The sequence below is a fragment of the Pseudorhodoplanes sp. genome, from assembly GCF_035565795.1.
Classification (GTDB): Bacteria; Pseudomonadota; Alphaproteobacteria; order Rhizobiales; family Xanthobacteraceae; genus Pseudorhodoplanes.
Map to the genome: position 1 here is coordinate 1 of NZ_DATMRV010000127.1, position 13,434 is coordinate 13,434.

10 protein-coding genes are annotated in these 13,434 nt (G+C 62.1%); 7 read left to right on the plus strand and 3 right to left on the minus strand.

Annotated features, from left to right (window positions below; translation table 11 throughout):
• Window positions 1-1,007, minus strand: a 1,007-nt coding sequence (locus VNZ93_RS12055; RefSeq protein ID WP_325704911.1) for a TadE/TadG family type IV pilus assembly protein, incomplete at its 3' end; no start/stop codon positions are given.
• 340 nt (window positions 1,008-1,347) lie between these two features.
• Here VNZ93_RS12055 and VNZ93_RS12060 point away from each other — a divergent pair.
• A complete protein-coding gene (locus tag VNZ93_RS12060; RefSeq protein ID WP_325704914.1) occupies window positions 1,348-2,319 on the plus strand; it encodes a tripartite tricarboxylate transporter substrate binding protein in 972 nt (323 codons plus the stop codon).
• Window positions 2,320-2,354: 35 nt separating this feature from the next.
• Entirely contained in the window at window positions 2,355-3,092 is a 738-nt protein-coding gene (locus VNZ93_RS12065) for a cyclase family protein (RefSeq protein WP_325704915.1), read from the plus strand.
• Between the two features lie 30 nt (window positions 3,093-3,122).
• Here VNZ93_RS12065 and VNZ93_RS12070 read toward each other — a convergent pair whose 3' ends face one another.
• Window positions 3,123-4,442, minus strand: a complete 1,320-nt coding sequence (locus VNZ93_RS12070; protein WP_325704918.1) for a pilus assembly protein — start codon at window positions 4,440-4,442, stop codon at window positions 3,123-3,125.
• A 383-nt stretch (window positions 4,443-4,825) separates the two neighbouring features.
• Here VNZ93_RS12070 and clpS point away from each other — a divergent pair, with 383 nt between their 5' ends.
• Together clpS and clpA are read left to right on the plus strand one after the other, a co-directional pair.
• A complete protein-coding gene (gene clpS, locus VNZ93_RS12075; protein WP_325705038.1) occupies window positions 4,826-5,161 on the plus strand; it encodes an ATP-dependent Clp protease adapter ClpS in 336 nt (111 codons plus the stop codon).
• Window positions 5,162-5,276: 115 nt separating this feature from the next.
• On the plus strand, window positions 5,277-7,724 hold the full coding sequence (gene clpA, locus VNZ93_RS12080; protein ID WP_325704922.1) for an ATP-dependent Clp protease ATP-binding subunit ClpA: 2,448 nt from the start codon (window positions 5,277-5,279) through the stop codon (window positions 7,722-7,724).
• 166 nt (window positions 7,725-7,890) lie between these two features.
• Here clpA and VNZ93_RS12085 read toward each other — a convergent pair whose 3' ends face one another.
• Window positions 7,891-9,621 (minus strand): B12-binding domain-containing radical SAM protein, encoded by a 1,731-nt coding sequence (locus tag VNZ93_RS12085; RefSeq protein ID WP_325704925.1) that lies wholly within the window; start codon window positions 9,619-9,621, stop codon window positions 7,891-7,893.
• 290 nt (window positions 9,622-9,911) lie between these two features.
• Here VNZ93_RS12085 and VNZ93_RS12090 point away from each other — a divergent pair, with 290 nt between their 5' ends.
• The 3 genes from VNZ93_RS12090 to VNZ93_RS12100 all read left to right on the plus strand — a co-directional run bounded on the left by VNZ93_RS12090 (window position 9,912) and on the right by VNZ93_RS12100 (window position 13,405).
• Window positions 9,912-11,231: a gallate dioxygenase gene (locus VNZ93_RS12090; RefSeq protein WP_325704928.1), complete on the plus strand. Its 1,320-nt coding sequence runs from the start codon at window positions 9,912-9,914 to the stop codon at window positions 11,229-11,231.
• Between the two features lie 225 nt (window positions 11,232-11,456).
• The gene (locus tag VNZ93_RS12095; protein WP_325704931.1) at window positions 11,457-11,639 is read left to right on the plus strand and encodes a hypothetical protein; all 183 of its coding nucleotides are present in this window, start codon (window positions 11,457-11,459) and stop codon (window positions 11,637-11,639) included.
• 233 nt (window positions 11,640-11,872) lie between these two features.
• The gene (locus VNZ93_RS12100) at window positions 11,873-13,405 is read left to right on the plus strand and encodes a DUF3300 domain-containing protein (RefSeq protein ID WP_325704934.1); all 1,533 of its coding nucleotides are present in this window, start codon (window positions 11,873-11,875) and stop codon (window positions 13,403-13,405) included.
• The last annotated feature ends 29 nt before the right edge of the window (window positions 13,406-13,434 follow it).

Here is a 13,434-nt window from a genome sequence, read left to right on the forward strand (position 1 = left end):
TTGAACGGGGCGACCGGCGACAGCATCTGGAACGCCATCTGCAGCCCGATTGTCACGTTGGTGTTGCCGGTCGGCGTCATCGCGTCGATCTTGCTGTTCAGCGAAGTCCAGCTGTTGGTCAACGTCATCATTTCGGTCGGACAATTGCTGGCCTGGTGCGCGGAATAGAGCGTCGACTTGGTGCCGACCGAGGTGGCCGTGTTGTTGACGTCGTAGTTCTGGTCGCGATCCCACACGCAGCCGTTCCAGTTATTCTTGCTGCTGGGCGTCCATGTCCGGCTCGCGTTTTCGCAGCTTGTTTTCGTCGTGTATTGCGTGCGGCTGCAGGTCCCGTTCGTCTCCTCCCATTCGTCCCAACGGATCCAGGTGGCGTTCTTGTTGCTGGTGCCGACATTGACGTCGGTTGCAAACGGCACGATGCCGACCTTGATGTCGTCGGGCTTCTTCGCTGCGTTTTGCAGCGTCTTGAGAAGGTCTTTTGCGGCGAGCTTGAGCTGCGTCATCTTGTTGGAGGACGACATCGAGCCGGTATTGTCGAGCGCGAGGATCAGTTCGAGCCGCTTCATGCCCCAGACCACTTCGGTCTTGGTTCCGATCGACATCGTGGGCTGCCACATGCCCGTAAATGTCGTCGGCACCTTCGCGGAGGCATCGATGTTGAGCTTGAAGCTGCCGCTGTCGACGGTCGTGAACGTCGTCGTCACGACAAGATCGATCGCCTGCGGGTAGTTGAAGTTGGCCTGCACCAGTGCGGTCGCCTTGCTCGCGAGTTGCGCTTCCGGCAATGTCTGCGCCTGCTTTGACAGGATCAGGCCCGCCGCGTCGATTGCGGCCTGCAGCGCGGCCTTGGCGGAATTGGCGCGGCTGTAATCGACCGCGGCGCCAACCCCTCCGATCACCGGGACGGACGCAAGTGCGAATGTCATGATCACGTTGCCGCCCTTGGCGGCGCCGAAATCGGCAACGAGTTGACGAGCCCGTTTCAGCAATGCAGCTGCGTCGATCATGGCGATGACCCTGAAAGTGGTGGCGGGCCGAGCATGACGACGTTGCGTCAAGTTGCGGTAAATTCAATGCGCGTTCTGACCAAATGACGCGTCTTGTTCCGGCCTATGTTGAATTTGCGGTGACGCGATCGCCGCGCATTGCGGCGGGCCCGTTTACGTTTCGTTAGTTGTCCATTCAGCCGCGCACGCGACCAGCCGTCGTCCGCGCCCGGCCGGGTACTAGAAATTCCGGGTAATGTACTGCGGCGGCGGGGTTGCCGAGCGGCAGGCGCCTGACCTACGCTCGCACCAAAATAACGGAATACATTTCCGATCAACGGAAAATATCAGGGAGGCCAACGTGAAGACTTTCGCGCACGCGTTGTTGCTTGTTCTGTTTTCGACACTGACGACGGTGGCGTCAGCCGATCCCACGTATCCGAACCGCGCCATTCGCTGGGTTGTCCCGTATCCCGCAGGAGGCGGGTCTGACGCACTTGCGCGGATGATCATGCCGGAATTGTCCAAGCGCCTCGGTGTACCGGTTGTAATCGAGAACAAGCCGGGGGCGGCCTCCGCTATTGCCGCGTCCGAAGTCGCGCGGTCAGCGCCCGACGGATACACGATCCTCAACGCCGACGTCGGAACGCTGGTCTACAACCCGGCGCTGTTCAAGAAACTTTCGTACGATCCGGCGAAGGACTTCAGGCCGGTATCGCTGCTCATTCGCCTGCCGACCATTCTCGTTATCGGTCCGGGCTCTCCGGCGAACTCCGTGAAAGAGCTGTTCGAACTCGTCAAGGCGCAACCCGGCAAGATCAGTTACGGCTCGGCCGGGCCGGGCAGTCCACATGCCATGGCCATGGAATTGCTGAAGGCCAAAGTCGGCCTCGACATGGTGCATGTGCCGTATCGCGGTGGTGCATTGAGCCTGCAGGATGTCGCGTCGGGTCAGATCCCGATGACGATGACCGATTTTGCCGGCGGCGGTGGGATGATCAAGAGCGGCAAGGTCCGTCCGCTTGCTGTTGCGACTGCAAAGCGGATGGAGCAGTTGCCGGATGTCCCGACCTTCGAAGAACTCGGCTATCCCGGAATTCATGCGGCTGTGTTTACCGGCATCGTCGTTCCAGCGGCCACGCCGAACGACATCGTTGTGAAGCTTCAGAAAGGACTGCAAGAGGCAGTGGCTGAACCAAGCGTAAGAGCGCGGCTCGTCGAGACCGGGCATGAGCCGATCGGAGGCACGGCCGAACAATTCGCCGCGTTTCTCCAGCAGGAGACGCCCTCCTGGCACAAGCTGATCAAGGATCTGAATCTCTCGCTTGACTGAGCGACTAAGCGACACAAAACGAAGGCATTGTCTCGATGTGTGATTGCCCCAATCCGGCCAAGCGCGCCTGGCGTGGCTGGCTGCCGCTTCCGCCTCAGAGCGGCGAGAGCGGCATCGGTCCATGGATCGATCTCACGCACAGACTGACGGAAGATCTGTCGCGGTCACCGGCATTTCCGCGACCGACTATCCGGCAGATCATCGCGATGCCAAAAGACCCCGCGAACGTCACCGAAATCCAGATGGTGTGTCACCACGGCACTCACGTGGACGCGCCGCGTCATTTCATGCTGGATGGACCTTCCTTCGACCAAATCCCGCTTGATCGTCTTTACGGTCCCGCAGTGGTCTGGCGGATCGAGAAGGGACCGTTCGCAGTGATCACCCCGGAAGATTTCGAGGAGGCGCATCCGAAGGTGAGGGCGGGCGACATGGTGCTGCTCGACACCGGCTGGGCGCAACACGTTAATTCAGACATATACGAAGATCACGCTTCACTATCGCCCGAGGCGGCGGAGTGGCTCGTCGATCATCAGGTAAAGCTGCTCGGAATCGACTGCAGTACACCGGACCTGACCTCTCACAAGCGACCGGCGAGTTTTACATGGCCCGTCCATCAGATCCTGCTGTCGCAGGGCGTGCTGATTGCGGAGCACCTTACGAACCTGCGGGCGCTCGCAAACAGCCGCGTTGAAGCGATGTTCCTTGCGCTGCCAGTCGCGGGATCGGACGGCGGTCTGTCGCGTGCGGTGGCGCGGCCGATGACCGGCTAGACGGCCGCGCGCAAGTGCCGTTCCCGAACGCTATTTCGCGATCCGGAGATTGGCGAGGTTCTGCGCGATCGATGCGAACACGGCGTTGAGTTCTTCCGCCTTGTCCACGTCGTAGAACCAGTCCGGCTTGGTCGCGCAGTTGCGCAGGAGGTTCGCGTTCCCGTCGATCACGCGGACCGTATAGATCTTGATATTGGCGGCCTTGGCATTTGCGCACGCCTTCTCGGTCCGCGAGTCAATCGACGATGTCGAGGTGGTGAACCGGTTCTGCGTGTTCTGCCCGTCGGTCAGGAGGACGATGACCTTGTCGAGATCCGGGGCCGGGCTCGGCGCATTCATCGGCTCGACCGGCGAGATCGCTTGCCACGCCCACGCCAAGCCGATGGTCACGTTGGTATTGCCGGACGGCTGCATCGCATCGATCTTTGCGTGCAGCGCGCTCCACTCGCTGGTCAGCGGCATCATCGCTGTCGGACAATTGCTCGCCTGATGCGCGCGGAATTTGGTTGCCTGTCCGCTACCGGGTGCAGAGTTCTGCACATCGAAGTTCTGATCGCGGTCCCAGACGCAGCCATTCCAGGTGTCGTGGGAGGCGACAGTCCAGGTCCTGCCGGCGTTTCGGCATGCCGTCCTCGACTTGTAGGACGTGCTGGAACAGGTGCCGTTTGCGTCTTCCCACTGTTCCCAGTCGATCCAGGACTCATTCTTGTTGGCCGTGCCGACATTGACGTCGGTTGCAAACGGGATGATCGAAACCTTGACGTCGTCCGGCTTTTTGGCCGCGGCCTGCAACGTGTTAAGGAGATTGTGCGCCGCGGTCTTAAGCGCCGTCATCTTGCCGTTCGATGACATCGATCCGGTATTGTCGAGCGCCAGCGCAATGTTGAGCTTCTTGATGCCCCAGATGATTTCCGATGTCGCCGAGACCGTGAGTTCCGAGGTCCCGAGCAGGGTTGCAAAGCGGGTCGGAACCGTCGCGGTGCTGGTCAGTTTCAACGTGAAGCTGCCCTGCTGCGCGCTGAAGTGGTGATCGAGCGTGACATTCTGCGCTTCCGGCCGATTGAACTGCGCATTGAAGATTGATGTCGCGGAGGGCCCGATGGTGTCGGATGCCATGCCGTCAACGCTCTTGGAGAGGATGAGGCCCGTGGAGTCGAGTGCGGCCTGCATCGCGACCTTGGTCGCGTTGGCGCGGGCATAGTCGACCGCGGCGCCGGTGAAACCCATCAGCGGGATCAACGACAGGGCCAGGAATGGCGCGGCGCCGCCGTCACAGTTCTTGAGAAATTGTCCAAGAAAGCGTTCCGGAAGGCGACCACGCAGATATTCACGCAAACGTCCACGTACCATAAGGCCGGGCTCCGAGCCGTCGGGTGGATTCACAGGAACTCCATTGTCCGACCGCAGAACTTGAGAATCGGTGCTGTGAATTGGGACGATTTGGGTCGGATTCGCCGCGAATTGTCCGTATTTGGCGCGATGATTGTGTGGACGCTGGCCCCGGAAGGCCGCGCGCCCGGCCGCCAAGTCGTTTGCGGGCCTTGCGTTTTTGTGAGAGCCGCCTATTTCCGCCGGTCTGGCACAGCGCTTGCTCAATCACTATTATCTGTAAGTGGCTGCGACCTGGCCAAGAAACGACCGAGACGCTCGAAGCTCTGCGAATGCCCGACTGTGCCATGCCTCTTACCCATTCTGGTCTGATGCCCGGACCGTCGTGGCGGCTCGAACCGCGCATGGCGGATGACGACCGCAGGAAGCGGCAGGATTCGAACGGGCCGGGGACCTCGGTCATCACCAAGACCCGGCCTCAGACCAAGCGCCCGAGCATGTATCGGGTGCTGCTGCTCAATGACGACTACACGCCGATGGAGTTCGTCGTGCTTGTGCTGGAGCGGTTCTTCAACAAGGACCGCGAGGCGGCCACCCAGATCATGCTGCACGTGCATCATCACGGCATCGGCGAATGTGGCATCTACACGTACGAGGTCGCTGAAACAAAAGTGACACAGGTGATGGACTTTGCCCGCAAACATCACCATCCTTTGCAGTGCGTGATGGAGAAGAAGTAGACTGAGACACACGTCGTCGATGAGGGGACGCAAGGCCGGGGGCGGCCAAATTCCAGGACCTCTTGAAACGGGTCCTCTCGAAACGGGAAGTTTTGGGGACCTTTAGGGACATCGAATGCCAAGTTTTTCGCGCAGCCTCGAACAGTCACTTCATCGGGCGCTTGCGCTCGCGAATGAGCGGCACCACGAATATGCCACTCTCGAACATCTGCTCCTGGCGCTCCTCGACGACTCCGATGCCGCCGCGGTGATGCGGGCCTGCAACGTCGATCTCGACAAGCTCCGCCGTTCTCTCACCGCGTATCTCGAAGCGGAACTGGAAAATCTCGTTACCGACGGCGGCGAAGACTCGAAGCCGACCGCCGGGTTCCAGCGCGTCATCCAGCGCGCGGTCATTCACGTGCAGTCGTCCGGCCGCGAGGAAGTGACCGGCGCCAATGTGCTGGTCGCGATCTTTGCCGAGCGCGAGAGCCACGCCGCGTATTTCCTGCAAGAGCAGGACATGACGCGGTACGACGCTGTCAATTACATCAGCCACGGCATCGCCAAGCGGCCGGGTCTGACCGAGTCGCGCCCGGTGCGCGGCGCCGACGAGGACACCGAATCCAAGGGCAACGACGAGCCGAAGAAGAAGGGCGACGCGCTCGAAGCGTATTGTGTCAACCTCAACAAGAAGGCGAAGGAAGGCAAGATCGATCCGCTGATCGGCCGTGACGCCGAGATCAATCGAACCATCCAGGTGCTGTGCCGCCGCCAGAAGAACAACCCGCTGTTTGTCGGCGATGCCGGCGTCGGCAAGACCGCGATCGCCGAGGGTCTCGCGCGCCGCATCGTGCATGGAGAAGTTCCCGACGTTCTCAAGAACGCCACGGTGTTCTCGCTCGACATGGGTACGCTGCTTGCCGGCACCCGTTACCGCGGCGATTTCGAAGAGCGTCTCAAGCAGGTGATCAAGGAGATCGAGGCCACGCCCGGCGCGATCATGTTCATCGATGAGATCCACACCGTGATCGGTGCGGGCGCCACCTCCGGGGGCGCGATGGATGCCTCGAACCTGCTGAAGCCGGCGCTGGCCTCCGGCACGATCCGCTGTGTCGGCTCGACCACCTATAAGGAATACCGGCAGTATTTCGAGAAGGATCGCGCCTTGGTCCGCCGCTTCCAGAAGATCGACGTGAACGAGCCGTCGGTGCCGGACGCGATCGAGATCCTGAAGGGGCTGAAGCCATATTTCGAGGAATACCACAAGCTCAAATACACCAACGAGGCCATCAAGGCAGCGGTGGAACTGTCCGCCCGCTACATCCATGACCGCAAGTTGCCGGACAAGGCGATCGACGTGATCGACGAGTCGGGTGCGGCCCAGATGCTGCTGCCGGATTCCAAGCGCAAGAAGACGATCGGTCTGAAGGAAGTCGAGTTGACGATCTCGACCATGGCGCGCATTCCGCCCAAGACCGTGTCGAAGGACGATGCCGAGGTGCTCCAGCATCTTGAGCAGACGCTCAAGACCGTGGTCTACGGCCAGGACAAGGCGGTGGAGTCGCTGTCGGCTTCGATCAAGCTCGCGCGGGCAGGGCTCCGCGAGCCGGAAAAGCCGATCGGCTCTTACCTGTTCTCCGGCCCGACCGGCGTCGGCAAGACCGAAGTGGCCAAGCAGCTTGCAGCCTCGCTCGGCGTCGAGTTGATCCGCTTCGACATGTCCGAATACATGGAGCGCCACACCGTCTCGCGGCTGATCGGCGCGCCTCCCGGCTATGTCGGCTTCGATCAGGGTGGGCTCCTGACCGACAGCGTCGATCAGCATCCGCATTGCGTGCTGCTGCTCGACGAAATCGAGAAGGCGCATCCGGACCTGTTCAACGTGCTCTTGCAGATCATGGATCACGGCAAGCTGACCGACCATAACGGCAAGCAGGTCGACTTCCGCAACGTGATCCTGATCATGACCACGAATGCGGGCGCCGCCGATCTCGCCAAGGGCACCTACGGCTTCACCCGTAACAAGCGGGAAGGCGACGACGTAGAAGCGATCAACCGGCTGTTCGCGCCGGAATTCCGCAACCGTCTCGACGCCATCATCGCCTTCGGCCATCTCTCGCAGGAGGTCATCGCCAAGGTTGTCGAGAAGTTCGTGCTGCAGCTTGAGGCGCAGCTCGCCGACCGTAACGTCACGATCGAGCTGTCGGACGAAGCGTCGCGCTGGCTGATCGCCAACGGCTATGACGAACTCATGGGCGCACGCCCGATGGCGCGTGTGATCCAGGAAAGCATCAAGAAGCCGCTCGCCGACGAGGTGCTGTTCGGCAAGCTCAAGGATGGCGGCCACGTCAAGGTGGTCGTGGTCAAGGAAGAAGGGCGCGACGCGCTCGGCTTCGAGTATCTCGAAGGGCCGGTTACGCCCAAGCCCGAGAAGCTACCGGCTGCGCGCGTCAAGGCCAAGCGCAAGCCGCCGCAGCGGAAGCCGAAGCCGCCGTCATCGGGCGGTGGTGGCGGCAAGGGCAATGGCGGCTCGGATCCGTCCGGCCGGGGCTCGGTGCCGAAAGTGCCGCTGAAGGTCTAGATCGAAAATGAAAACGCCCGGTCACAAGCCGGGCGTTTTCCCTTCAGGCGCCTCCGTCATTGCGAGCAAAGCGAAGCAATCCGGCGCTACCGATCAAAATGGATTGCTTCAGCGCTGACGCGCCCTCGCAATGACAGTCACGGATTTGCGTTCGATCCGTCGCGCCTCAGGCGCGCACTGCCGCGCTCTCCCGGATGTCCTGCAAACGCTGCGCGTTGCTGACATAGGCGCGGGCGGCCTCGGTGCCGAGCAGTTGCGGCGTTTCCACCTCGCCGTCGGTTGCCATGCTAAGCGCTGCGTCGGTATAGGCAAAGCGCTGCGGATCGCGCTTGATGCGCAGATAGATGCGCCGCAGCCGCACATAGAGCGCGACCCAGCGCGTCAGCTTCACCGCCGTCTCGGTCCAGTATCGCGGATAGAAGCGCCAGACCGGCTCGCGCGCGAATGTGGGCCTTCGGTCGCGTCGATATTTGAGCCGCAGGAAGCCGCTCTCGAGCGGATGAATCTGCTCGTAGTCGATGCTGCCCTTGAACCAGGTGATCAGGAACAGCGCGTTGCTCGCATTCGCCCCGGCCGCAGCGACGCGGCGCAGGACCGTCTCGATATGCTCGATCGTATAATAGCGCTGCCAGGCCAGCCGGTAGGCGTGTTCCCATTCGGCGCGGGCCATGCGCGGATGCGTCGTGCAGACATGGTTGAGGTCATACCGGTTCAGGTCCGGATCGAGCGGAGCGCCCGCGCGCTGCAGCTTGAGATGATCCTCGGAGCCGGGCAGGGGCGTCAGATAGAAAAACTCCAGCAGATCGACCGGCAGTTCCTGCTTGATGACGTCGATGTCGCGAAGGATCGACTCCACATTGTCGTTCGGGAAGCCGAGGATGTAGCCGGCATAGGTGATGACCCGCGCTTTCTTCCACGCCAGCAGCATCGCACGATATTCGGTGATCTTGTTCTGGCGCTTCTTGGCGCCCATCAGATTGTCGGGATTGATGTTCTCCAGTCCGATGAACACGCGGCGCACGCCGGCCAGCGCGCATTTCTCGATGAAGTTGGGCAGCTTGTGGCAGAGCGTGTCGACCTGGATGATGAAGCCGAGATTGAGCTTCTCCACCTGCCGCAGGTGGATCAGCCGGTCGAGAATCTGCTCCCAGTCCTTGTTGCGTGCAAAGTTGTCGTCAGTGATGAAGAAGCTGCGCAGCCCCTGGGCATAATTCACGCGGACGATCTGCTCGATGTCGTCGGGTGAGCGCCGCCGCGACACGCGCCCCTGCACATTGATGATGGTGCAGAACGAACACTGGTAAGGACAGCCGCGTCCGGCGTCGAAGCTCGTGACGCTCCCGGCCGTCCGTTGCGCGCGCTCTGCCGCCATCAGCGGGATCGGCGTGCCCTGGATGTTGGGAAGCTCGCTCATGAAATTGTAGAGCGGCTTGAGCGCGCTGGCGGATGCGTCGATCAGCACTTCGTCGAGCCGTCCTTCCGCTTCACCAGCAAACAGGGACAGGCCCATCGCCCGCGCGCGGTCGAGATCGGCATCAACGCCGTTCAGCATCGACAGCACGCCGGACACATGGAATCCGCCGATCGCCACCTTGATGCCGCGTGCGCGCAGCGGCTGCGCAATGTCGAGCGCACGCGGAAACTGGTTCGATTGCACGCCGGTCAGCATGACCATGCCGTCGCCAGCGTCCTCGATCATGCGCGCAAGACGCTCCGGACGGACGCGCGTGTTGGTCTCGTCGAGTGCGTGAATATCGATGACGACGTCATCGCCCAGGATACGGCGCTCGGCGCAATCCTTGGCGAGACCATAGAGCGAAGCCAGCGAGTTCGAGGGAATCGGGGAGCGCAGCCACTGAATGACGTAGCCCGCTTCGTCGTAATGCGACGGCTTCACCAGTATCAGGCAGAAATGCCGGGGCCGCCGCGTGTGAAACGAATCCCGCCCGTCCATGTGGCAGGCAGCGTACCACCTCCAGTAGCGGTTACCAGCGCAAACGGCTGACTTGGCGTGCAGTGCGGTGCGAAAGAGCGGCCCCTGCGGCGCTTTCTCCGAGCGCCGCGTCCGGTAGCCCGCTCCGGTTGATCATTGCGAATACTAATGTTTTCGGTGCTTGCGCCAGATCAAGGTCGTGGGCAGCGCGGCCCCTCAGCGTGTCGGAAAGAAAAGTTGTCCGGAGACGCAACATGGCCAGGATCATCGGCGCGATCGCAACCTCGCATACCCCCACCATCGGCTTCGCCTATGATCGCAACAAGGGCGACGATCCGGTCTGGGCGCCGATCTTCGAAGCCTACAGGCCGATCCAGCAATGGCTCGCGGACAGGAAGCCCGACGTCCTGTTCATGGTCTACAACGACCACGTCACGTCATTCTTCTTCGATCATTATTCGGCTTTCACGCTCGGGATCGACGACCGCTACGAGGTCGCGGACGAGGGTGGCGGAGCGCGTGCGCTGCCGCCGGTGAAAGGGCACGCTGCGCTCTCGCATCACATCGGCACGGCACTGATGGCCGATGAGTTCGACATGTCCTTCTTTCAGGATCGCGCGCTCGACCACGGCTGCTTCTCGCCGCTGTCGATGATGTGTCCGCATGAGCCCGAATGGCCGGTCTCGATCGTGCCGCTGCAGGTCGGCGTCCTGCAATTTCCCATTCCCTCGGCGCTGCGCTGCTGGAAACTTGGTCAATCGCTGAGGCGCGCGATCGAAAGCTACCCCGAGGACCTCAAGGTTGCACTGGTCGCGACCGGCGGCCTGTCGCATCAGGTCCATGGCGAGCGTGCCGGCTTCAACAATACTGAATGGGATGCGCAGTTTCTTGACCTGATCGAACGCGATCCGATCAAGCTCACGCAGATGACGCACGCGGACTTTGCGCGGCTCGGCGGCCTCGAGGGCGCGGAGGTCATCATGTGGCTTGTGATGCGCGGTGCGATGTCGGCAAATGTCCGCAAGATCCATCAGAGTTATTATTTGCCATCCGTCACCGGGATCGCGACTGCGATCTACGAGAACGAGGCGATGGAGGTGCCGGCCGGGACGGCGGAGCGGCATCGCGCCCATATCGGCGCGCAGCTGCAGGGCGCCGACGCGCTCACCGGGACCTATCCGTTCACGCATGCGCGGTCGCTGAAAGGCTATCGCATCAACCGGTTCCTGCATCGTCTGGTCGAGCCAGAGCATCGGGCGCTCTTCCTCGCCGAGTCGGAGAGGGCCTTCGCCGAGGCGCGATTGAGCGAGGAGGAGCGTGACATGATCCGCCGGAGGGATTGGCGTTCACTCATCCATTACGGTGCGAATTTCTTCATGCTGGAGAAGCTCGCGGCGGTAACAGGGTCATCCAACCTGCACATCTATGCGGGGATGCGGGGTGAATCGCTCGACGAATTCATGAAGACACGCAACGCGCCCGGCGCGATCTACTCGGTCGCGGGCAAGGAGGCGAAGAGCTTCTCCTGGGACAATGCCAAGGATACGCGTGTGAAGGCGAAAGCCGACGCCTGACGCCGCTTGTCTTGATAGCAGGTCGATAGAATCCCGCGGCTCCTTCGTCGCGTCGCGCTGTTGCGACGATAGCAATGCGCCACAAGATCGTGTTGTGCTGCACCACGATACCCGAGTGCGTTGCACACCAATGGCTTTTTCCTGGGGAGGAACTGCCACTCGCTGCTTTTGTTGATTTGTTGCCGCATTTTTGCGGGCAACAATGATGGGGTGGGGTGAGTGGAAATGTCGGCAACTGACGCACGCGTTATCAAGGGCAAGGTGAGAGAGTTCCGCGCGCGCGCGGAGCGGGCCAAGCTGAAGGCGGAGGCGACGTCCGAAGTGATCGCCAAGCGCCTGTTCGAGGACGCCGCGCGGCAGTTCGACGATATGGCCGACAAGCTGGAGAAGCACGGCCGACCCTACTGACGAGCGCAGCGGCCCGCGCGGGAGACGTCTGCCAGCATCGCGAACGCGGCGGGCTGACGAAGCGACATGCGATGTCGCTGACGATACTCTTATCGACAATGAGAACTATACCTAAGCGTGCCGTGGTGACGCATTGATTGAGGTCGAAAGTCTTCACTGTCCGACCCGTCTATGGCACGTTTTGCCTTCGAATTGTGACTTGAAAGCCTGCGCCGAAAAACCGGGAGGCGCCGATGACGTCAACACTTCGAACCTTTGTCGCGATCCTGATCTTGTTGCTGGTGTCGCCGCTCCCCGCAACCGCGCAGGATAGCACTCCACCTGCGGCTCCGGCCGAGGAGCTATTGAAGCCTGCAGAGGTCGAGGCGCTCGTCGCGCCGATTGCGCTTTATCCGGACAGTCTGCTCTCGCTCGTGCTGATGGCGTCCACCTATCCGCTCGAGGTGGTGGAGGCGCAAAGATGGTTCGAAGCCAACAAGAAGCTGAGCGAAGACCAGCGCAAGGCGGCGGCCGAAAAACAGGACTGGGATCAAAGCGTCAAATCGCTGATCGCAACGCCGTCCGTGCTCGAGATGATGAGCACGCAACTGCAATGGACCCGCAAGCTTGGAGACACGGTGCTTGCGCAGGAAGCGGACGTCATGGACGCGATCCAGAGGTTGCGCGGGAAGGCCCATGCGAGGGACAAGCTCGTCACCAACAAGCAGCAGAAGGTCACCGTCAGCAATGTCGGAACGCGGCAATACATCGCCATCGAGCCGGTCGATCCGGGTGTGATCTATGTGCCGTATTACGAGCCCGCTGTTGTGTTCGGTGACTGGCTCTACCCGGATTACCCGCCGTACTTTTTCGGGGTGCCGGGGTATATCGCGGGCGGCGTGATCGCGGCCGGCATCGCATTCGGCGTCGGTTATGCGCTCGGACGTTGGGGCCGCGGCTATTGGGGCGGGGGCGTAAACTGGAACAACAACTTCATAAGCGACGGTCGCGGCCAGCGCTGGGATCATCGCCCCGAGCACAGGCGCGGCGTGAAATACAGCAGCGACCGCATGCAGCAACGCTTCGGCGAAAAGGGCGGCGGCAGGGATCAGTTGAACTTCCGCGGCAAGGATGGCCGTCAGGTGATCAAGCCCGGCGGCGACCGTGGCAAGATTGGCGATGGCAAGGTCGGCGATCGCACAAAGGCGGGCGATCGCGCTGCCAAGGGTGTGCGTGAAAAAGGCGCGCGCGACGCCAACCGCGCCCGATCGGCCCAGCGCCCAGCGCAACGCACCGGAAACCGCAACCGTGCCGCACCGCGGCATCAGGCCCAGCGCGGCCGGGCGGCTGCACGCCAGCCGAGCCGTGCCCGGGTGAGCGCGGGAGGCGGTCGCGGGTCGATCAGCCGCGGCGGTGGCGGTGGTCGCGCCGCATTCAGGGGCGGTGGTGGCGGCGGGATCCGTGCCGGCGGTGGAGGAGGCTTCCGCGGCGGTGGCGGTCGCGGCGGTGGCGGACGTGGCGGCGGGCGGCGGTCCGATATCCGGCTGAAGCAGGACATTGCGCTGGTCGGGCGGCTTGACAGCGGCCTCGGCCTGTATCGCTTCCGTTACCGTGGAGATCCGCAGACCTATGTCGGGGTCATGGCGCAGGATGCGCAACTGGTTCGGCCGGACGCGGTGACGCGCGGACGCGACGGTTATCTACGTGTCCGATACGAAAGGATCGGCTTCGAGCTGCAGCCTTATGAGTCGTGGGAGGCGCGCGTCCGGGGCGCGCAACATCGCTAGCCGATTTCGCCGCGCACAGCAGAGAGCAG